Source organism: Hanstruepera ponticola, from assembly GCF_002940745.1.
In the GTDB taxonomy this organism is placed as follows: domain Bacteria; phylum Bacteroidota; class Bacteroidia; order Flavobacteriales; family Flavobacteriaceae; genus Hanstruepera; species Hanstruepera ponticola.
The window spans coordinates 2,251,115-2,272,587 of the sequence record NZ_POTB01000001.1; the positions used below are offsets into that span (position 1 = coordinate 2,251,115).

25 protein-coding genes are annotated in these 21,473 nt (G+C 33.4%); 12 read left to right on the plus strand and 13 right to left on the minus strand.

Annotated elements, in window-relative coordinates; translation table 11 throughout:
- Positions 1-51 precede the first annotated feature (51 nt).
- Entirely contained in the window at positions 52-1,644 is a 1,593-nt protein-coding gene (locus tag C1S72_RS10185) for a 4Fe-4S binding protein (RefSeq protein WP_104735494.1), read from the minus strand.
- A 2-nt stretch (positions 1,645-1,646) separates the two neighbouring features.
- Complete coding sequence (locus C1S72_RS10190) at positions 1,647-2,951, minus strand: NAD(P)/FAD-dependent oxidoreductase (protein ID WP_104735495.1); 1,305 nt, start codon at positions 2,949-2,951, stop codon at positions 1,647-1,649.
- Between the two features lie 96 nt (positions 2,952-3,047).
- Here C1S72_RS10190 and C1S72_RS10195 point away from each other — a divergent pair, with 96 nt between their 5' ends.
- Entirely contained in the window at positions 3,048-4,055 is a 1,008-nt protein-coding gene (locus tag C1S72_RS10195) for a glycoside hydrolase family 113 (RefSeq protein ID WP_162919956.1), read from the plus strand.
- Here the strand turns inward: C1S72_RS10195 and C1S72_RS10200 are convergent.
- The 9 genes from C1S72_RS10200 to C1S72_RS10240 form a co-directional block, all read right to left on the minus strand.
- Positions 4,052-5,578, minus strand: a complete 1,527-nt coding sequence (locus tag C1S72_RS10200) for a carboxypeptidase-like regulatory domain-containing protein (protein WP_104735858.1) — start codon at positions 5,576-5,578, stop codon at positions 4,052-4,054. The two genes, C1S72_RS10195 and C1S72_RS10200, sit on opposite strands and share 4 nt — an antisense overlap.
- Before the next feature lie 114 nt (positions 5,579-5,692).
- Positions 5,693-6,418, minus strand: coding sequence for a TIGR04283 family arsenosugar biosynthesis glycosyltransferase (locus C1S72_RS10205; protein WP_104735497.1), 726 nt, complete (start codon positions 6,416-6,418; stop codon positions 5,693-5,695).
- Positions 6,411-7,115, minus strand: a complete 705-nt coding sequence (locus tag C1S72_RS10210; RefSeq protein WP_230401613.1) for a DUF547 domain-containing protein — start codon at positions 7,113-7,115, stop codon at positions 6,411-6,413. The genes C1S72_RS10205 and C1S72_RS10210 overlap by 8 nt, the downstream gene beginning before the upstream one ends.
- 37 nt (positions 7,116-7,152) lie before the next feature.
- Positions 7,153-8,124 carry an arsenosugar biosynthesis arsenite methyltransferase ArsM gene (gene arsM, locus C1S72_RS10215; RefSeq protein ID WP_104735499.1) on the minus strand — a complete coding sequence of 324 codons (972 nt, stop codon included), beginning with the start codon at positions 8,122-8,124 and terminating at the stop codon, positions 7,153-7,155.
- 4 nt (positions 8,125-8,128) lie between these two features.
- Complete coding sequence (locus tag C1S72_RS10220; protein ID WP_104735500.1) at positions 8,129-8,941, minus strand: purine-nucleoside phosphorylase; 813 nt, start codon at positions 8,939-8,941, stop codon at positions 8,129-8,131.
- Complete coding sequence (locus C1S72_RS10225) at positions 8,922-9,536, minus strand: TIGR04282 family arsenosugar biosynthesis glycosyltransferase (RefSeq protein WP_104735501.1); 615 nt, start codon at positions 9,534-9,536, stop codon at positions 8,922-8,924. The genes C1S72_RS10220 and C1S72_RS10225 overlap by 20 nt, the downstream gene beginning before the upstream one ends.
- The gene (locus C1S72_RS10230; protein ID WP_104735502.1) at positions 9,529-10,023 is read right to left on the minus strand and encodes a rhodanese-like domain-containing protein; all 495 of its coding nucleotides are present in this window, start codon (positions 10,021-10,023) and stop codon (positions 9,529-9,531) included. Before C1S72_RS10230 ends, C1S72_RS10225 begins: the two co-directional genes overlap by 8 nt.
- Positions 10,023-11,075, minus strand: a complete 1,053-nt coding sequence (gene arsS, locus C1S72_RS10235; RefSeq protein WP_104735503.1) for an arsenosugar biosynthesis radical SAM (seleno)protein ArsS — start codon at positions 11,073-11,075, stop codon at positions 10,023-10,025. The genes C1S72_RS10230 and arsS overlap by 1 nt, the downstream gene beginning before the upstream one ends.
- Positions 11,076-11,411 (minus strand): arsenosugar biosynthesis-associated peroxidase-like protein, encoded by a 336-nt coding sequence (locus C1S72_RS10240; protein ID WP_104735504.1) that lies wholly within the window; start codon positions 11,409-11,411, stop codon positions 11,076-11,078.
- A gap of 152 nt (positions 11,412-11,563) precedes the next feature.
- Here C1S72_RS10240 and C1S72_RS10245 point away from each other — a divergent pair, with 152 nt between their 5' ends.
- The 8 genes from C1S72_RS10245 (at position 11,564) to C1S72_RS10280 (ending at position 18,082) form a co-directional block, all read left to right on the plus strand.
- Positions 11,564-12,820: a cation:proton antiporter gene (locus C1S72_RS10245; RefSeq protein WP_104735505.1), complete on the plus strand. Its 1,257-nt coding sequence runs from the start codon at positions 11,564-11,566 to the stop codon at positions 12,818-12,820.
- Positions 12,817-13,443: a Crp/Fnr family transcriptional regulator gene (locus C1S72_RS10250; protein WP_104735506.1), complete on the plus strand. Its 627-nt coding sequence runs from the start codon at positions 12,817-12,819 to the stop codon at positions 13,441-13,443. The genes C1S72_RS10245 and C1S72_RS10250 overlap by 4 nt, the downstream gene beginning before the upstream one ends.
- A gap of 76 nt (positions 13,444-13,519) precedes the next feature.
- Positions 13,520-14,323: a sulfite exporter TauE/SafE family protein gene (locus tag C1S72_RS10255; RefSeq protein WP_104735507.1), complete on the plus strand. Its 804-nt coding sequence runs from the start codon at positions 13,520-13,522 to the stop codon at positions 14,321-14,323.
- Between the two features lie 70 nt (positions 14,324-14,393).
- Positions 14,394-15,806, plus strand: coding sequence for an MBL fold metallo-hydrolase (locus C1S72_RS10260; protein WP_104735508.1), 1,413 nt, complete (start codon positions 14,394-14,396; stop codon positions 15,804-15,806).
- Positions 15,807-15,921: 115 nt separating this feature from the next.
- Positions 15,922-16,200 carry a heavy-metal-associated domain-containing protein gene (locus tag C1S72_RS10265; protein WP_104735859.1) on the plus strand — a complete coding sequence of 93 codons (279 nt, stop codon included), beginning with the start codon at positions 15,922-15,924 and terminating at the stop codon, positions 16,198-16,200.
- Complete coding sequence (locus C1S72_RS10270; protein WP_104735509.1) at positions 16,190-17,197, plus strand: Tll0287-like domain-containing protein; 1,008 nt, start codon at positions 16,190-16,192, stop codon at positions 17,195-17,197. The genes C1S72_RS10265 and C1S72_RS10270 overlap by 11 nt, the downstream gene beginning before the upstream one ends.
- Positions 17,198-17,199: 2 nt before the next feature.
- On the plus strand, positions 17,200-17,496 hold the full coding sequence (gene trxA / locus C1S72_RS10275; RefSeq protein WP_104735510.1) for a thioredoxin: 297 nt from the start codon (positions 17,200-17,202) through the stop codon (positions 17,494-17,496).
- Positions 17,489-18,082, plus strand: a complete 594-nt coding sequence (locus C1S72_RS10280) for a methyltransferase domain-containing protein (RefSeq protein ID WP_230401614.1) — start codon at positions 17,489-17,491, stop codon at positions 18,080-18,082. The genes trxA and C1S72_RS10280 overlap by 8 nt, the downstream gene beginning before the upstream one ends.
- A 3-nt stretch (positions 18,083-18,085) precedes the next feature.
- Here the strand turns inward: C1S72_RS10280 and C1S72_RS10285 are convergent, their stop codons facing one another.
- Positions 18,086-18,964, minus strand: a complete 879-nt coding sequence (locus tag C1S72_RS10285) for a sterol desaturase family protein (RefSeq protein WP_104735511.1) — start codon at positions 18,962-18,964, stop codon at positions 18,086-18,088.
- 139 nt (positions 18,965-19,103) lie between these two features.
- Between C1S72_RS10285 and C1S72_RS10290 the strand changes: the two genes are divergently transcribed.
- Genes C1S72_RS10290 through C1S72_RS10300 form a run of 3 tightly spaced genes read left to right on the plus strand, consistent with a single transcriptional unit; the run spans position 19,104 to position 20,727 of the window.
- Complete coding sequence (locus C1S72_RS10290; RefSeq protein WP_104735512.1) at positions 19,104-19,661, plus strand: YeeE/YedE family protein; 558 nt, start codon at positions 19,104-19,106, stop codon at positions 19,659-19,661.
- A gap of 3 nt (positions 19,662-19,664) precedes the next feature.
- Positions 19,665-20,078, plus strand: coding sequence for a DUF6691 family protein (locus tag C1S72_RS10295; RefSeq protein ID WP_104735513.1), 414 nt, complete (start codon positions 19,665-19,667; stop codon positions 20,076-20,078).
- Between the two features lie 49 nt (positions 20,079-20,127).
- Entirely contained in the window at positions 20,128-20,727 is a 600-nt protein-coding gene (locus tag C1S72_RS10300; RefSeq protein ID WP_104735514.1) for a peroxiredoxin-like family protein, read from the plus strand.
- Here the strand turns inward: C1S72_RS10300 and C1S72_RS10305 are convergent.
- A complete protein-coding gene (locus C1S72_RS10305) occupies positions 20,724-21,455 on the minus strand; it encodes a porin family protein (RefSeq protein WP_104735515.1) in 732 nt (243 codons plus the stop codon). The genes C1S72_RS10300 and C1S72_RS10305 overlap by 4 nt on opposite strands.
- Positions 21,456-21,473: the final 18 nt, after the last annotated feature.

The window sequence follows — 21,473 nt, forward strand, 5'->3', positions numbered from 1 at the left end:
TTTAGGTTTTTATGCGCTTCGACAGGCTCAGCGTGACAAAGGGCTGTTCATTTATTTCTGATTTACTAAATCCATTAAATCCACATCATTTCCTAAAAGAATCTCCGTTGGGTTTATACGTCCTTTCATGCTATCGTTTTCTAGTTTTAAAACACCACGTGGGCAAACAGCAGAACAGATGCCGCAACCTACACAACTAGATCGCACAATGTTTTCACCTTTTTGGGCATAGGCTCTAACATCAATACCCATTTCACAATATGTTGAACAATTTCCACAGGAAATGCATTGTCCGCCATTTGTGGTGATTCTAAATTTTGAAAATAGACGTTGCTGAAATCCTAAAATAGCAGCCATAGGACACCCAAAACGGCACCAAACGCGACTTCCGAAAATAGGATAAAAGCCAGTGCCAATTACACCTGAAAATATAGAGCCAATAAAAAAACCATATGTTGAACGCAAGGTTTCCGCTTGAAACAGAAAGATATTACTGTTAGAAACGTAATGCATAGCGAATAACACCATAATTATTATAAAATACCCAATAGCACCATAGCGTGCATCTTTGCCTAGCTCATGACGTTTAAAAATCATAGTTAGAACAAAAATTAAAGTGAGAAAAGAAGCTACCAGAATTAAGAACACATCTTTAGTTAACCAATATTTACTGGTGTCAGCTTCTAAATAGGAATGCACAACTGCAGTGGTCATTAAAACAACAAAAACAAGGACGCTATGTATTACCCATCGTTCAATTTTCCAGGCAAATTGACGTTTATCACTTAAATGTCTAAAAGGGTCTCCTGCAGTTTCTGCTAGTCCGCCACAACCACAAACCCAAGAGCAATACCATCGTTTCCCGTATTTGTAAGTTAGAATTGGTGTAATTATAAAAATAGAAGCAATTCCAAAAATTAAGATGGCTAGACCAACATCACCTGCGCTTATCATCGAGTCTACGCGATACTGCTCAAAATTATAATAATTTAATGGCCAAATGTTTTTTAAATCGTAATAAGGTAGACTAAAGGTGTCAGAGTTCAGCCGTGCCATAAACTCTGGAATTAAAAAGGCAAAGGCAAGCTGAAAAAACATTACCGAATAGGTGCGTAATTGTTCGTAACGATTATGTCGATACTTCAATAAGAACTTAAAACCAAATGCTAAAATAGCGATTGTATATAGCGTTCCATAAACAAACCACTGGCTTGCTGGATTTCCACTTAACAGTCTGCTCAACGGATCGAAGAAAGCAATTAATCCGGTATTGGCTCCACCATTTAAATTAAGTCCTAAATATTGCGGATAAAAATACAATACGATGTAAAAAAGTGTTAAAACAACGCCTGTTAACCAGCCATAAAGACCTCTTGAAGAAATAGACTTGAACCAGACACCATTGTTTTTTATCCCTTCTGGTTTGGATACATATAAATCTATAGCATAGCTGCAAATACTTAAACAAATTAAAGATAAAGACGTGTAGAGCGTTAAACCTGAAAATGTATCTAAATTAAAAAGTGTTAAAACTAAAACGAAGAGACCAATCACACCTGTTAAAATAATGGCTTTTTGTCTAGGCGTATTTTTATATCCATCAGGCGTAGCAATTGACAAACTGTAATTTAACTTATTGCTCATGGTTATGCTGTTTGATAGAAATTATTACATGTTTTCAAAATATCAGCTTCGTGATGTGCATAAAACTCGGGATCAAAATTGGCTTCCTTTAGGTGATTTAAAACAAAATCTACTGATCGCTTTTCAGTTAGCCATTTATCAAAAACTTCATGGCGCATTCGAATACCAAACGTGTTTATACCTAAAAACTCATTGTTATCTTTATGATAAGCAATCGTAATGCATTTATTGTCGTCTTGATGTTTCCAATGGTAGTGTTCTTCATACTCTGGTTTACCTTTTTTGCCATGTACCCACCCGTAAGTTTGAAATTCAATATCAAAGAATTTAGCTGAATTAAACCAATGACCTGGTTTATACGGGATGCGATTACCACAAACGCTTTGTGCAACAGTTTCTCCCATCATCCGACCTGTGTACCAAACGGCTTCAATAGGTCTGCGATTTCCAATGGCTTCGCGTTGTTCGGCACAGTCACCAATTGCAAATACATCAGAAATATTGGTTTCTAAAAATCGATTGACTAAAACACCTTTATGGGTTTCAATCGTAGAGTTTTTTAGAAAGTTTATATTAGGAGAAACACCTGCGGTTAAACCTACAAAATCGCAAGCAATTTCTTCTCCAGTTTCTTCTATGATTACCGATTTCACTTTGTCATTTTCATCTGAAACTATTTCTTTTAGATTTGTTGATAAACGTAAGTCAATTCCGTTTCGTTCAATTTCGCGATTAATCATAGCAGAATCGCTTTCAGGTAAAACACCATTCCAAAAACTGCTTTCACGTACTAAAAAGGTTACTGGTATGTTTCGAGAATGGAGCATTTCGGCTAATTCAATGCCGATCAATCCACCCCCAACAATTACGGCACGTTTACAGGTGTTATTGTCTGGAGCATAAACCTCGAGGTTTTCTAAATCTTGTTTACTATATAAGCCTTGAACGCCATTTAAGTCCTGTCCTGGCCATCCAAATTTGTTTGGTTTACTTCCCGCTGCAATTATGAGTTTGTCGTATTTAAGGCTTTCTTTATTTTCAAAATGAAGTGTTTTTGTGTCTGTATCAACGAGATTGACAAAACCTTTTTTAAGATCAATCCTATTTTTTTTCCAAAACCAATCTTCGTAGGGTTTTGTGTTTTCAAATGTCATATGTCCCATGTAAATATACATAAGAGCAGTGCGAGAAAAGAAATAATCAGATTCAGCTGAAACGATAGTTATTTTATGGTCAGACAGTTTTCGGATATGCCTAGCGGCTGTAACACCAGAAATTCCATTGCCAATAATAACGAAATGCTCCATATATAGTTTTAGTTAGTTGTCTTTAGGTCGAAGGAAATGTTAAAACCTTATTCCCTAAACTTGAGTTTGTTTAAATTTAGGGATAAATTAACACTTATGCGATTTCTTTTTGGTTTGGTTTTGCTTTCCATTTTTGGTTGCTCCATGAAGCCAGTGGATAGCCAGAAAATTAATGGTGTAAGTTTTGTTGCTTCAGGTATAGCTATTGATTCGTCTCATACAAAACCAGTGGCCTCCATACATGCGAATTACGCAGCGATAATGCCTTTTGGGTTTATTCAAGATTTAGAACACCCTGAGCTATTTTTTAATTCACAAAGACAATGGTTTGGGGAAACACGAGCAGGAGTTAAACAATATATTGAGTCGCTTCGTAAGCAGAATATAAAGATTATGCTCAAGCCACAAATATGGGTCTCGCATGGTGCTTATACAGGGCATATAGATATGGAGTCTGAGGTGGATTGGCAAGCATTTGAAAATACCTATTCAAGATTTATTTTAGAGTTCGCTGAATTGGCTGAAGAACTTCAAGTTGAATTGTTTTGTATTGGTACAGAATTGGATTACTTCATTAAAAATAGGCCAGAATATTGGCATAATTTAATTGAAACTATAAAAGAGGTTTATAAAGGAAAACTCACTTATGCCGCCAATTGGGATGAATTTAAACGCACGCCGTTTTGGAATGATATAGATTATATAGGTATAGATGCTTACTTTCCGTTAAGCGATTTGCAAACGCCAACCATTGAAGACTGTAAGAACGGTTGGCAAATACATAAACCGATTATTAATAAATATGCCGATTCACTGAACAAACCAGTTCTGTTTACAGAATTTGGTTACCGTAGTGTTGACTATACAGCCAAAGAACCATGGAAATCCGATAGATCAATGACTGAAGTCAATTTAAGTGCTCAAGCAAATGCTACCCAGGCTTTATTTGAAACGTTTTGGGAAGAGCCTTGGTTTTCAGGTGGTTTTGTTTGGAAATGGTTTCATAATCATGATGACATAGGAGGTGAAACAAATAACCAGTTTACGCCTCAAAACAAACCTGTTGAGTCGATTATAAAATCACATTACCAATTACACAATTAATCTTCAGTTTCAATTATTTTAAAATCTTTAATAGCTTGATTTGGTTCAATGATGTTATAACCTTTCCAAAATTCAGGGTCATATTGTGGTAAGTAAGTAGGCGTCACATCGGCTATTTCTTTAAAACTGTCGAAATCGGCATCCGTAATGGGATTAGATTCGAAAACAATAAGTTCACGCTTATCAATGTTTTTCACAATAAAATGAATATCTCCAGCAACTTCATTTTGTTTACGCCTACCTTTTACGTTTTTATTTTTTTCAATAATTTTTATGGGCCTTTTAATGCCAACGCGTTGTCCAAAAGACGCATCGGCATATTTTAGCGTGTATTTTTCGTTAGTATTTTTTTGATAAATGATGGTGCCCTCTTTTAAAAATTCATTAAGTGATATACCTAGTAACCCAAAAGTTCTTAATGGTTTTACGTTTTTATAATCTACACGTACAATTGCAAAGTCATCAGTGTTTACGTACATGGTGCCTTCAAAGTCTGCACCTCGTTTTGGTTTGAAACTTATGGTATAAACAAACGCGTTGTTTAAATAAGCGAAATCTAATAATTCGAATTCGTATTTTCTTGATTTTTCTATGAAGTTTAAATCGGTGTCTTCGGCTAAAAAACCATTGTTTTCAAAATTATGTATCGTGTTTTTTCGCCAATTTAAAAAGTTAGCTTTTCGTTTTTCCTCTTGCTCTTTTTTCTGTTCAATAAATTCAGCAGTCTCTTCATCTACCTGTTTATCTTCAAAGAATGTGGAATCTATTTCTTCTTTAGTGCCAAACCAACCAGATTTTATTTTAAAATAGGAATCACGCTTCACATGTTTTCTGACTATTTGATTGAAACGATCTTCATAGTTTTCAAAAGTCACCTCATTTTTCTTATCGTACAAGCGGGAAGCCTTTAGGATATCCATTTTTTGCGGTTGACCGTTTTCGATCTTGCCATACAGTTCGGCAAGAACTTCTGTATGACTATCTGTGTTTTTTGGAACGGCAGACAAAACACTATCTATAAATGCTTGATTGAATTCGGGAATAGTTGATTTTTTAATGTCGATATCTGTTTTTAGCATAGTCGTGTAATACGATTCTCGGTAGAATAATTTCCGTTTGGTTAATCCAAAATCGTAGTTATTTTCTAGCCCTGCTTTTACTTTATCCATTATTTCATCAATGGTGTAATTTTTATTTGTGATAAAAACTTCACTTAAATCAATGGATTTAGCATTTAAGGTAATAATACTATCTGTAAAATTTTGCACTGCTATATGTTTCTGCTCATAGCCCAAACAACTAATAAAAAGCGAGTCTTGAGACGTTATTTTTTTATTATAGGTAATGTTAAATTCTCCTTTATCGTTACTTATGACACCAGTATAATCATCAATTGAAATGGTGGCATATGGAATTGGTGCTTGATTTGTTGCATCTATAAGTTTTGCAGATATTGTTTGCTGGGCATGTGCAGCAGATACAAACATTCCAAAGCATAAAATGATTAGTTTGGTTAGTCTCATGGTAATTAATTTGTTATCGAAAGTATTGTTTTCTGAATTACAGAACATACATTTTATAGATTCTTTAAGTAAGATTTATCTTATTTTTAACAGACGAGCGTAGCCTAGGTTTTGTTACACTGCTATATGTTTTTTGTAGTATCTGTATAGTTCATCGGCCGAAGCACCAAACCACTTTTTTACATAGATGGCCCAGAAATGATATTGTAATTTCCAGACACCATGTTTTTCGTAAAGTCGCGCAGACGTTTTAATTTTCTCTTGAATAACAACAAATTGCTTTTTAGTATATAATTCGTTAATCAATATATTATCCTCATAAATAATATAGTTTTCGTTGTAGCCTCCTATTTCTTCAAATAGGGATTTGGTAACAAACTGACTTTGATCACCTCCTCTGCAAGCACGCCATGAAAATTGCGTGAGCCAACTTGCTAAACGCAACCACCAATGACTATTATCAAATTGCATTCTAAAACAACCGGCTTCTTTTCCTTTGGTGACTTCATTAATAATAAAGCGGTCAAAGTTTTTTGGAGGAAAGGAATCGGCATGTAGAAAATAGAGTATATTTCCAGTTGTCTTTTTAGCACCTAAATTCATTTGTCTAGCTCTACCTTTCTCGGAACGCAATAACCTAATGTCAGTTCGAGTGAAATTTGCATGTGCAAATTTTGTGTTTAGAATTTTTTCTGGAGTACCATCTGTACTACCTCCATCAACTACAAGAATTTCAGCGATATTTTCAGGGGAAGCATTTTCATTGAGATGATTTAATAATGAAACGATGTTTTCAGCTTCATTTAAAACAGGAATTATTATGGAAAGTTTATTAATCATTCAGCTCCCAACTATAATCCAAGTATTTGATTTTAGCACCTTCTGAAATTTGCACTTCTGAATATTGATTTAGAAAATCAATTAGACTGCCCTTTTGTTTGAAATCTTTAGAAAACCATTTGAAAATTTTAGAAAGCTCTAATTCATTTTTCGTAATTCTATTTTTTGTGTTATCGTCTAAAAACTCCTTGGTTGCATTAGTTAATTGTTCTTCTAATTTATCAGCAACAAAAGCTTTATTCTGGAGTTTAGGGCAGGATTCCGAAGCGCAAACAATAGCGAAATGAATTCTAGGTTCATCCATTTTTCTTAAAATCTCATGTTCAATATCATTTAATGAAATCAGTTCGCCATCAATTGGAATAAATTTTTGATCCCAAGGATCTTTAATGTCTTTTATACTTTGTACAGGATAGTTGTCTATAATCAACTTAACGGTAAAGGCATTATAAGCGTTAATCCAGTAGGCTAGTATTTCATTTTTTTTCCAAGTTTTACTTGGAGATATTTCAACAAATTGGTTGAGATAATTAGTTAATTCTGTGTTATTTGCCTTGATGTTTTTGTAATCGACATGACCATCTTTACTTACATGGTTTTGTAAAAATGTTGACCAAATTGTATGATCAACCTGTTGCGCCATTGATAATTGATGTGTGGATAATATTATAGTGATAATGATTAAAACTTTTTTCATACTCATCTAAATTCAATAACTATTCCAATATTGTTAATTAGCAACAGCCACCACCATCATAATGGTATGTCGACTCGCTAATAAATAAATCATGTCTATTTAAAGTAGCTAGCGCACTCGCCGTTTTATCGCATATAGCTAAAGGTTGATTCTTTAATAAAACATGACCTGCCTGATCATCAAAAAAATCGTCGTCGCCATAATAAATAGCAGCTTTTCCTGTAAAGATACAAGGCCCATCAACAGGCATTGGATCTTTAATTGCTGCTACTTCAATAGATTCAATATAAATTAATTCATCTGTTGGATAATGCAATGGATCTAAAATACGGTATGGTTTTCTAGCACGAATTTCAATCGTTCCAAAACCAGCATCAGTTAACATTTTTACATATTCAGCAATGGGCAAACTACCGCTTAAACACAAAGCTCTTAATCTATCGTCATTTCGCAATTCATCATTTATTTGTTGTTCACATGTTGGATCACTCATAACTAAACGTCCATGGGGTTTTAATACTCGATACATTTCGGCAATAGCCTTTTTTAAATCGTCAGCTTTAAAAATGTTGAACAAACAGTTTTGTGCAGCAACATCAATACTATTATCTGGAACAGGCAAATTCATGGCATCACCCTTTTTTAATTCTATAAACTCACTTTTAAACCATGGATTTAGTTCTTCAGCTTCCTTAAAGTTTTTTCGTGAAGCTTCTAACATTTCATCAACAACATCAATCCCAATGACACCATTTTTTTCACGATTGAAATAGGCAAATTGTAATAATTCCATACCTCCACCAACACCAACATAAAGCATTTTTGGATTATTGGTTAAATCACGTGCATGCACAGTACTACCACAACCATAATTCATTTCTTGCATGATTCTTGGAATTTTTAATCCTGGTAGTTCCCAAATAGGATTTGTCGTACAACATAACCCAACATCTGGTGTTAGCGCTGCTTCTTTGTAAACATCATGTGTAGTGTCTAGGTAATTGCTCATGTATTTAGAGTGATTTAATTAATTCTTTAAAGAGAGTAATCATTTGCGGTTCTGCTTTTCCAGACATTTCAATTATTTCTGAAATATCAACTGGTTTTAGATTATCTGGGTCGCATTCATCCGTTAAAACTGACACTGCCACAGTTTTTAAATTTAAATGATTAGCGACAATAATTTCTGGAACCGTACTCATACCAACCGCATCTGCACCAATTATTTTTAGCATTTTGTATTCAGCTTTTGTTTCTAATTGCGGACCAACAACACTGGCGTAAACACCTTTGTGAAGTTTAATACCTTTGTCATTAGCAATGGATTCGATTTTAGAATTTATTTCAGCGTCATAAGGTTCACTCATATCAGTAAAGCGTTCGCCTAAAAACTCAACACCTTTAAAGGCTAATGGTGAACTGCCTTGAAGATTTATATGGTCATCAATTAGCATGAGCTCCCCTTTTTTAAAATTCAGATTTATTGCTCCTGATGCATTAGAAACCAATAAGGTTTTTATACCTAGTTTTTCCATTATGCGAACAGGGTAGGTGACGTCCTGAAGCGTGTAACCTTCATAAACATGAAAGCGTCCTTGCATAACCACAACTTTTTTGCCTTCAATTAACCCATAAATCAATTTGCCTTTATGAAACTCAACTGTTGCTGTGGGAAAATTAGGAATATGATTATAACTCACTTCGGCAATGATTTCTACTTCATCTAAAAGTTTACCTAAACCGGTTCCTAGTATAATTCCAATTTCGGGGTTGTCAAATCCTTTGCTTTGTAAATATTCTGTTGTTTCAGTTATTAATTTTATCATGTAAATAGGTCTTGTAAATTGTTGATGTTTTTAAGTCTTCAAAAGTATCAATGTCATTTAGCATTTCTAACAATTCAAATGAATTGTTTTCAGATTTCAACTCTTGAATAGTGTCATGCAATAAGCTTGCTGTACTCCAAGCTTTATTATCAAAAACACAGTTATATAGTTGTTTCATACCAACTAAATAGTAGCCACCATCTTCAGCTGGACCAAAAACAGTGTCATTAGTTTTAAGAATTTCAAATGCGTTAGTTAAAATAGATTCAGAAATATCGGGTAAATCCGAACCAATAAGAATGATGTTTTTATAACCTTTATCGAATCCATCTTTAAAAGCATTTTTCATGCGTTCGCCTAAATCAACACCTTTCTGAACAGTTTTAAAATCGTTTGGCCATTTCGTTGAAATGATTTCATCTGAAAAATAGATATGCTTGTCAACTGGCAAGTGTTTCGTGGCTTCTTCGGTTTTATCTACAAGTATTTTGTAAATGGCAAATGCTTCTTGATTTCCAATGGTTTTAGCCAGGCGTGTTTTTACTTTACCAAGTTTGATGTTTTTTACAAAAACGATGAGGAGGTTTTTATTCATAAACACATTCACCTTTAATTAACCACTTGCTCCATTCCTTTGAAAAGCCATGTATTTTAGAGGTTTCTCCATCATTGTTATAAACTTTAAAACCGTTATTCTTCCATTCAAAAATGCCACCATACAAATTGTAAACATTGGTATACCCTGTCTTTTTAAATTGTTCAGCAATGTCTTCAGAACGTATACCTAAAGAACAGTACACAACTACTAATTCATTTTTATCAGTCAGTTTATTTTCTAAAATTTTAATGTCAAAGCTATCATAACCAACATGAATAGCATCTTTTAAATGACTTACTTCATATTCTGGTAATTCTCTTGCATCTAAAATTATAGCTTGTGTTTTAGGCATAGCTAGCTCCTGAACAGATATGTAGGGAACTGAATTGGTATTGTACTGCTTAAGTAAATTCGATAATGTTTCTTGTGAAAAACCGGATAATACAACACAAAAAAAAGCGATATGTAAAAAAATTGTTTTCATTAGGTTACATTTCCTTGGCAGCTACTTCCTGCACCTGCTGTGCAGCCATAGCAATGTTGCGAAATGACAATAGAACGACCTTCTAGTAATTCAGAGTTATATTCTGAAATATGTTTGGCTTTACTTTTTACAGGTAAATTTAGCATTTGATTAAAATCACAATCATACAAATAGCCATCCCAACTCACCGAAATAGTATTCGTACACATAACATTTTTAACAGCTTCTGGATTATAGGCTTCTACTAACGAATACATATAATCTTCGTAATTTTCTGAAGCAATTAAATAATCTAAAAATCGACTGATAGGTAAATTAGTTATGGCGAATAAATTATGAAATTGAATATCAAAATCGTCTAATAAAGCTTTTTTGAAATCCTTCTCCAATGCCATTTGATTCCCAGGTAAAAAAGCTCCAGAAGGATTATAAACTAAATCCAAACGCAAATCACTTCCTGGCAAACCGTAACCAATAGCATTTAAATCTTTTAATGCTTGGATTGATTTATCAAAAACACCATTACCACGTTGCTTATCTGTTTTACCTTTGGTCCAATGTGGCATAGAACTGACAACATGAACATTATGCTTTTTGAAAAATTCTGGTAAATCGTGATATTTTTTATTGGCTCTAATAATGGTCAAGTTAGAGCGTACAATAAAGTCTTTAATTCCAGCTTTTGAGGCTTCTTCAACAAACCATCTAAAGTTTGGATTCATTTCTGGTGCACCTCCTGTTAAATCTAATGTATGTGCTTCAGTTTTTTTAATAACATCAAGACATTGTAACATGGTTTCTTTGGTCATAATTTCTTTGCGATCAGGACCTGCATCTACATGACAATGTGCACAAACTTGATTGCACATATATCCAACATTTATTTGCAATATTTCAAGTTTGTTTGCTTTTAAAGGGAATTGATTGCTTTCTGCTATTTTATCTTTAAATTTTGGCAAGTCACCACTTTGGAAAATACCGTTGGATAATATTTCTACTTGACGTTTACTTTTAGCTAGTTCACTATGACGTTTATGGAGCGATTTCAGCATTTATAAATCTAATTTATTGACTTTATTCATCATCTGCACACCATGTACAAGGGATGCGCCACCTCTAATAGCTCCGGCAACATGAAGTGCTTCCATCATTTCTTCTTTAGTAATACCACGTTGCAGACCATCACCAGTGTAAGCATCTATACAATAAGGGCATTGTATGGTATGAGCTACCGCTAACGCAATAAGTGATTTTTCTCGTTCCGTAAGGCTTCCTTCTTTAAATACCGAATTATAATATTCGAAAAATTTAGAGCCCAATTCTTCATTCCAGTCTGAAATTTTACCGAACTTTCTCAAATCAGCTGGATCGTAATAAGTTTTTTGCATTTTTTCTTTTTAGGCGATTAATATTTCTACGAAAAAAATGAATATACGGTTTTAAGTCGAAGTAATTTATTAATGATTACATAAAATTGTGAGGTTTTTCAACTTTTAAAAAAAGTGAAAATAGTATATTGCATATTCAATAAAATTTATTCATGGATTACTTTCATATCATTACAATACTTGTTGTTTTATCAGCCCTTTTTGGTTATGTAAATGTGCGATTTTTGAAGCTTCCTAACACCATTGGTTTAATGTTTATAACTATTGTATTTACAATGGTCGTTTTTGCATTAAGCTATTTTGATTCAACATTATTGGATGCCGAAAAGTATATCATTACGCAAATTGATTTTAAGGAAGTCTTACTCGATATTATGTTGAGTTTTATGCTATTTGCTGGTGCACTTCATACTAATTTTGAACAGTTGCGCGTGCAACGATGGCCAGTTTTGGTGTTTGCGACATTAGGGGTTTTGGCTTCAACTTTTCTTGTGGGTTATGGGATGTATTTTGTTTTACCATTGTTTGGGTTAGAAGTCAAACTTATTTATTGTCTCTTATTTGGTGCGTTAATTTCCCCAACCGATCCCATTGCGGTTTTGGGAATACTTAAAAATGTTGGTGCGCCTAAACAATTAGAAGCAAAAATTGTTGGTGAATCGTTATTTAATGATGGTGTTGGAGTGGTAATATTTTTAACCATTTTTAAAGTTGCCCAAATAGGACATGGTGAAATTGAAGTTTCTGAGATATTCGAGTTGTTTGCTGTTGAGGTAATTGGTGGAATTACTTTAGGTCTCGCAATAGGCTGGATTACATACCGATTAATGAGGTCAATAGACGATTATGATATTGAGGTAATTATTACTCTCGCCGCTGTTATGGGAGGAACTGTTATTGCACAAGCTTATCATTTATCTGCACCATTAGCAATGGTAACGGCAGGATTGGTTATTGGTAATGATACCGTTAGGAATTCTGCCATGTCTGAAATAACAGAAAGTTATGTCGACAAATTTTGGGAACTTATAGATATATTATTGAACACTATTCTCTTTGTATTAATTGGAATGGAAATCCTAGTTTTAACATTTGAAACCAATTATATTTCTGCAGGATTAATTGCTATTCCTTTGGTATTATTATGTCGTTATTTGTCTTTACTAATTCCAGTTCGATTTTTTGAAAAACGATTAAATTTTGCACCAAAAACCAATTTAATTATGACTTGGGGAGGATTGCGAGGAGGTATTTCAATTGCTTTAGCATTAGGATTAACCGTTGATATGGAACGTGATTTGTTTTTGGTGATAACCTATTTTATAGTTGTGTTTTCGATATTGATTCAGGGTCTATCACTTGGAAAATTGGTGAAACGATATGCTTTAACAGAAACTAAATCAGAATGATTCAAGAACTCACACATAACTACTCACATCTTTTTGAAAAAGAACTTTTAAGTGAGATTAATCAAGTTGGCACATTTAAAGAAGTTCCTGAAGGTGATAAATTGATTGAGATTGGCCAATATGTAAGATCAATGCCTTTATTAGTTTCTGGTGCTGTTAAAATATTGCGTGAGGATAATGATGGTGATGAATTACTCCTATATTTTCTTGAAAAAGGTGATACCTGTGCTATGACATTAACCTGTTGTTTAGGACAAACTAAAAGTGAAATACGTGCCATTGCTGAAACTGATGCTAAATTAATCATGATTCCAATCGAAAAAATGGAAGAATGGTCAGCAAAATATAAAAGCTGGAGAAATTTTGTTTTTGAGAGTTATCATAATCGCTTGAATGAATTACTAGAAACAATCGATAGTATAGCTTTTTTGAAAATGGATGAACGCTTATTGAAGTATTTGAATGAGAAAGCTCGTATTTCAAACGATAATATTATAAATAGTACACATCAAGAAATAGCTTATGAGTTGCATTCTTCACGCGTAGTGATTTCTAGATTACTCAAAAAACTAGAAAATTTAGGAAAAGTCGAGTTACATAGAAATCATATTGTTCTAAAGTAAATATGACATGTAACTATTGTTACTTATTGCCTATTTATCAATCTGTATCTTTGCACACATATTTCATTAACGAATTATGGATTTATTAGAAATTTTCGGATATATAAGTGCTTTAATTATTGGCATATCATTAGGTCTTATTGGAGGTGGAGGTTCTATATTAGCTGTTCCTGTGTTGGCTTATTTGTTTATGGTAAATGAAAAAGTTGCAACAGCATATTCATTGTTTGTGGTTGGCTTAAGTGCGCTAATTGGAGGCATAAAACAACATTTTAAGGGTTATGTTGATTGGCGTACGGCTTTTGTATTTGGCGTGCCAGCCATCATTGGTGTAACTTTGGTGAGGCATTATGTTGTACCAGCACTTCCAGATGTTTTATTTCATATAGGTGAGTTCGAATTTACACGCCGAATGGGCATGTTTGGACTATTCGCTCTTTTAATGATTCCTGCAGCTTTTTCTATGTTAAAAAAACGAGAAGAAAAAGCCGATAATAAAGAAATCAAATATAACTATCCATTAATTCTTCTAGAAGGTTTGGTTGTTGGAGCCATAACAGGTTTTATTGGAGCGGGAGGCGGTTTCTTAATCATTCCAGCCCTGGTAATATTAGCTAATGTGAAAATGAAAGTTGCCGTAGGCACATCATTAATTATTATAGCCTTTAAATCCTTATTGGGTTTTTTTCTGGGAGATGCTCTGACCATGGAAATAGATTGGGTATTTCTTTTAACATTTACTGCTCTGTCATTAATTGGTATCTTTATAGGAAGTTATTTAGGGAATTTTATCGATGGTAATAAATTGAAAAAAGGATTTGGTTACTTTATTTTTGTGATGGCTATATTTATTTTCTATATGGAGTTTTTCGTGAAATAGTTATGTAACTTTAGTTACTGTCAAACTTTAATTAAGGCTTTAAATTTGTAAAAATTAAAAAAACAGAATTATGAAAATTGAACAAATATATACAGGATGTTTAGCGCAAGGCGCTTATTATATTGAAAGTAAAGGCGAAGTGGCCATTATAGATCCATTACGGGAAGTAAAGCCGTATATAGATCGAGCCAAAAAAGATCATGCTAAAATCAAATTCATTTTTGAAACGCATTTTCATGCAGATTTTGTAAGTGGTCATGTAACCCTAGCAAAAGAAACTGGAGCAACCATCATTTATGGGCCAACTGCAAATCCTTCCTTTGAAGCGCATATAGCTAAAGATAACGAAGAATTTAAACTCGGTGATATCACTATCATAGCTTTGCACACGCCGGGGCACACCATGGAGAGTACAACGTATTTGTTACGCGATGAGAATGGTAAAGATCATGCTATATTTAGTGGAGACACCTTGTTTTTAGGTGATGTTGGTCGTCCAGATTTAGCTCAAAAGGCGGCTGATATGACACAAGAAGAATTAGCAGGAATGTTGTTTGATAGTTTGCGTTCTAAAATTATGCCATTAGCCGATGATGTTATCGTTTATCCAGCACATGGCGCAGGTTCGGCGTGTGGCAAAAATATGATGAAGGAAACGGTTGATTCGCTAGGAAACCAAAAGAACATGAATTATGCTTTAAGAGCTAACATGACAAAAGAAGAATTTATTCAGGAAGTGACAGACGGATTACAGGCGCCACCTAAATATTTTCCTTTAAATGTAAAAATGAATAAAGAAGGATATGATGATATTGATGAGGTTTTGAAACGAGGTACTCAAGCCTTGTCACCAGACGCATTTGAAGCTGCAGCCAATGAAACGGAAGCCATTGTTTTAGATGTGCGTCATCAAAACGATTTTGTAAAAGGACATATTCCAAGATCAATTTTTATTGGAATTGATGGTGGTTTTGCACCATGGGTTGGAGCACTAATTGCCGATGTAAAACAACCTATTTTATTGGTTACGCCAAAAGGACGTGAAGAAGAAACTGTAACACGTTTATCACGTGTTGGATTTGATAATACCCTGGGGTATTTAGAAGGTGGTTTTGAAGCTTGGAAAGCGGCTTCTAAAGATTATGATACGATCTCATCGATAACTGCAGAAACATTTAAAGCAGCATTAGAAAAAGACGATATTCCAGTTTTTGATGTAAGAAAAGAAGGTGAGTATACGAGTTCCCATATAAAAGACGCACATCTTACGCCATTAGATTTTTTGAATGATCATTTAAGTGAGTTTCCAGAAAGCGAAACATTTTATGTACACTGCGCAGGAGGCTATCGAAGTGTCATAGCCGCTTCTATCTTAAAGAGTCGTGGCATACATAATTTAGTTGATGTTGCAGGCGGATTTGGAGCCATTAAAAAAGCAGGTATACCAGTAACTGAACATGTTTGCCCATCAACTTTAAAATAATTAGATTTTATATTTTCAATTAAAAAAAGAGCGTCTTCAGACGCTCTTTTTTTGTATCAAATGTTACATTAAAATTTAACCTCTTTTATTAATTTTATACTATAAAATGTTACTTATGAAAAAGACAATAAAAATTCAAAATCTAAAATGTGGTGGCTGTGCACATACTATAAAAACAAAACTTTTTGAATTAAATGATGTCAGTAACGTAGATGTTTTAGTTGATAAAGATGAGGTTGTTTTTAACTACGATTTAGAATCCACAGTTTTGGAGGTAAAACAGAAGCTAAAGGCACTTGGATATCCAGAAATGAATGACGACAATTCGTTAGTTACTAAAGCCAAATCATTCGTGAGTTGTGCAACAGGAAAACTATCAAATCATGAGAAATAAGTTAATATTCATTTTAATTTTAAGTATAGTAGTTATCAGTTGTAATAACAGTTCTGAAAAGAAAAATGACTATACAGCGGCAACTTCATTAACAAATGAAAAAGAACATCCTGGTAAAAAACTATTAGAAATTAATTGTAATGTATGTCATAGTCCAACTGCAGGACATGATGAGCGCATTGCGCCACCGATGATAGCTGTGAAAAAGCATTACTTAACAGCCGGAATTTCGAAAGAAGACTTTATAAAGAGTATTCAGGACTTCATGAAAAATCCTAATGCTCAGGATTCAAAAATGCCTGGTGCAGTTATACGTTTTGGTGCTATGCCTAAAGCTTCCTATCCAGAATCAACCATTACTTTAATAGCAGAATATCTTTATGAATTTGATATTGAACAGCCAGAATGGTTTGAAGATCATTTTCAGCAAGGTCAAGAAAGCGAATATGGAAAAGGAAATGGTATGGGTAAAGGAAAGATGAAAGGTGTACAGCAGGCAACAAGATTAGATTCTAATCTTTCATATAAAGACATTGGGATGAAGTACGCAATGGGAACAAAAGCCGAGCTCGGAAAAAGCTTGATGATGTCTATTCAGAAAAAGGGAATTATAGAAGCTGTCGAATTTTGTAATGAAAAGGCATATTCAATTACTGATAGTATGGCTTTATATTATAATGCCACAATAAAACGCGTATCGGATAAGCCAAGAAATCCGAAAAATGCCGCAAAATCAAAAGAAAAATACTATTTGAAGAAATTTGAAAAGGTTATAAGTAATAATCAAGAGCCACAACCTATTGTTGAACATTTAACAGATAAAGTAAACTTTTATTATCCTATTACTACTAATTCCATGTGTTTACAATGTCATGGTAAAAGTATAGACCATAATGTTTATAGTACTATAAAACGCTTGTATCCAAATGATATGGCCATTGGATATACTGAAAATGAGGTTCGTGGTATGTGGAGTATTTCGTTTGATAAAAAATAATTATGAGCAATTTTTTAAGTATTATTAATAAAGATAAACCTGTTTTAATCGATTTTTTTGCAGAATGGTGCGGACCTTGTAAAATGATGAGCCCAATTCTGAAAGAAGTCAAAGATATAATAGGAGATAAGGCGAGTATTATTAAAATAGATGTTGATAAGAATCAAGAATTAGCAGCTCAGCTTCAAGTTCGTGGTGTACCAACACTTATTTTGTATAAAAATGGAAAACAATTGTGGAGACAATCTGGAGTGGTTCAAAAAATTGACTTAATAAAACTTATAGAATCACATGTCTGAAATTATCGACTTATCTGAAGAGTTTTGGGATAGACGTTATCAAACTAACGACCTAGGTTGGGATATTGGTGCAGTTTCTAGACCTTTAAAAACCTATATTGATCAATTAAGAAATAAGGATCTGAAAATTTTAATTCCAGGTGCTGGAAATGCTTATGAAGCAGAATATTTATGGTTAAATGGTTTTGAAAACGTTTATGTTATAGACTTATCTCAAACAGCTTTAAATAATTTAAAAAAGCGTTTACCTGAAATGCCCAAGAATCAATTAATTAACGGTAATTTTTTTGATCTAGAAGAATCTTTTGATTTGATTTTAGAGCAAACATTTTTCTGTGCACTTCATCCTAATTTGCGCTTCAATTATGCCATTAAAATGCATGGATTATTAAAAACAGATGGAAAATTAGTTGGTCTTCTTTTTGATGATCCTTTAAACACTACTCATCCACCGTTTGGAGGTTCTAAAAACGAGTATATAAAATACTTTGAGCCCTATTTTAAGATTGAAACATTGGAAACCTGTTACAACTCGATTGATAGTAGAAAAGGAAGAGAACTCTTTATAAAGTTACTTAATAAATAGTCATTACTTTTTACTAGAAAAGAAACCATAAGTTAGTTGTCTCCAGAAATTTTTAGGCATTTGGTCATCACCTTTATAACCTAATTCTATAGTGCCACTTTCTTCAGGAATGTAGTTGGTTTTAAACAAGTAGTCCCAAACACTCAAACTAATCCCAAAATTCACACCGTAATTTCTGTCTTTTGGTAAGGCATAAGCATGGTGGTATAAATGCATAACTGGATTGTTGAAAATGTATTTTAGTGGTCCCCAAGTTATTTTAATGTTTGAATGATTGAAATGACCAATAGCTATGGCTGTAAAATGTACAATGTATGCTTGTTCAGGTTCAAAACCACCTAATATCATGACGCCAAAAACTTTCAGAGGTTTATATAGAATATTTTCCATCCAATGATAGCGCAAGTGTGCTGCAAAGCCCATTTCTTTTACGCTATGATGTACTTGATGAAAACGCCATAATACTTCAAACCTATGAAGCATGACATGAGTAAGCCATTGTACAAAATCTAGAACAATAAAAAAGGTTAATAATTGCAACCACATTGGCCAAACAGATATATCTATTAGGGCTAAACTTTTCATTGAAATGCCCAAGTCATTAAAACCTAATTGCATTACAGCATACACGCCACTGATTACAATGGCAAAGATGAAGAAATTAAAAAACATGTAAAATGCGTCTAGCCAGAAGTCTTTTCTAAATATAGCTTGGTTTTTACGCCAAGGAAAAGCTATTTCCAAAAACCAAACAACCAAAGAAATAACAATTAATCCCCAAAAGTAATTCGTGTACCAGGGTACTTCAAAAACAATAGAATTCCAAGTCCAATTTAAAGTGTTTATGAAGGAATCGTAAAATGCTTGTATGTATTTATTCATTTTTCTTTCTCAATGCTTTTGCAAATTTACGGAACATTTCTTTTACACGTTAAAACTACAGTTAATCGAAGATAAATTTCGTAACAAATGTTACATTGCAAATAATTAGTATTTGTTTTATTTGCAAAAAAAAGTTAGTATGGAATATATATTACAACCTTGGCCATGGTATGTTTCTGGACCAATGATAGCTTTAATTATGTTTTTATTAATTATGGTTGATAGGCGATTTGGGATGTCTTCCAATTTAAGAACTATGTGCAGTATCGCTGGAGCAGGAAAGAAGGCCGATTTTTTTAATTTCGACTGGAAGTCGCAACGCTGGAATCTTATAGTTGTTCTTGGAGCTGTTATTGGAGGATTCATAGCTTCAAATTTTTTAACGCCTAATGATGCTGTACTCATAAGTGACAGTACTATTTCAGATTTAAATAGTTTAGGGTTTAAAAGTGCTGGACAAGCGTATTTACCAACTGAACTATTTAGTATTTCGGCTTTAAGTAATATAAAATCGTTAGCTATTTTAATAATTGGTGGTTTTCTGGTAGGTTTTGGAGCACGATACGCTGGAGGTTGTACTTCAGGACATGCGATTTCAGGGTTAAGTAATTTACAATTACCTTCTTTAATAGCTGTAGTTGGTTTTTTTATTGGTGGATTGGTTATGATTCACTTTTTATTCCCTTTAATATTTTAAGATATGAAGACACTTGTTTATTTAGCAATCGGGATTTTGTTTGGAATAACCATGTTTAAATCTGAAGCTGCATCATGGTTCAGAATTTATGAAATGTTTCAATTTCAAGCTTTTCACATGTATGGAATTATTGGTTCGGCATTAATTTTAGGCGTATTGATGACTTATGTTATAAAGCGTTTTAAAGTTAAATCCTTTTATAAAAACCCTATTCATTTTGAAGCGAAGGACAAAAGTTTTTATAGGTATATAATTGGTGGTATTTTATTCGGTCTGGGTTGGGCTCTTGCTGGAGCTTGTCCGGGACCAATGTATACACTGGTTGGATCTGGTTATGTTTCCATGATTATAGTGGTTTTGGCAGCAGTGGCCGGAACTTTTGTTTATGGATTGATAAAGGATAAATTACCGCATTAAATTTTTGTAAGGTAAATATTGAAGTTAAGACTCAATCAAAAACAAAATCATGAAGACACTTACAATTATCCTTACCTTATTTTTATCTTTACCAGTATTAGCACAAGTTCCAGAACAAGCCGAAGATATTAGTCCACTATTAATTGGTGAGACTATTCCAGATGCGATCCTGTTGGATCCAAATGGCAATCAAGTTTCTGTAAATTCCCTGATAAAAAATAAGCCAACGGTGTTGGTGTTTTATCGAGGTGGTTGGTGTCCATATTGTAATAATCAATTATCAGCATTAGGTGAATCTGAACAAGAAATCATGGATTTAGGGTATCAAATTATTGCAGTGAGTCCTGATCACGTAGAATCCTTACAACCAACAATAGAAGGAGAACGTTTGTCCTATAGTGTGTTTGCAGATCCTAAAGCTGAATTTATTCAAGCTGTAGGTATTGGATTTAAAACGCCAGAAAAAGCTAAAGGGTACATTTTTAAGAAAACGCAAAAAGAAGCTTCTGATATTTTACCAGTGCCAACAGTTATGATTGTAGATACCAAGGGTAAAATACTTTATGAATATATTAATCCTGATTATAGTACTAGATTAAGTTCGGAATTATTATTGGCAAATCTAATAGCGTTAAAGAAAACACTTTAATTTTCCTTTAAATTCTTTTCTGCTAACTCATCAGTTATAAATGGTAGAGTTAGGTGTAAGGCTACAAAATTAGAGCTATTATTTTGAGAACTAATTTTATCAGTTAATATATCATTCAGTCCATGATAATATCTTAAATGAATGATGATGCCTTTTCCCTTATGTGCTTTGCCTAAAACATAAGCGAAGTCGGCCATTAATCCGTAGTCTATATCTTCTGTATAACCATCAAAATTTTGAGTAAAATCACCTTCGGGCCTTTTAAAAATAGCTCTTGACTTTTGTAAAAATGATATTTGAGGTCCCATTCCAAAACGATATTTTTTATTATTGGTTTGATAAGATATAAATATAGGAACATCAATGTAATTTAATGTTACCTCTGTTGGGACATTTACAAATTGTGAGTCTAAATTCACATTACCACTAGCTAAAGAGAAATTGTTTAATTGTATGTTTCGTTTCGCTAAAAAATAGATATTTGGACTTAAAAACCAATTTTCCGATAGTTTTAAGTTGCCTCCAATTCCAAAGTTTACGCCAATTTTTGATCTATCGTTATTGTCAAGATTAGAATAAAAAGGTTGATTAAAACCTAACTCTAAACTGACATTAAATTTTTCAGAAGCAACTTTGTCTCCAAATAATAAGGCAAATAAAGCAGCTTGTGCTTGAATGGTAGAAACTGTAAAAAACAATCCCGTCAGTAATAAAATGGTTTTTTTCATAATTGAAATTTATTCGTC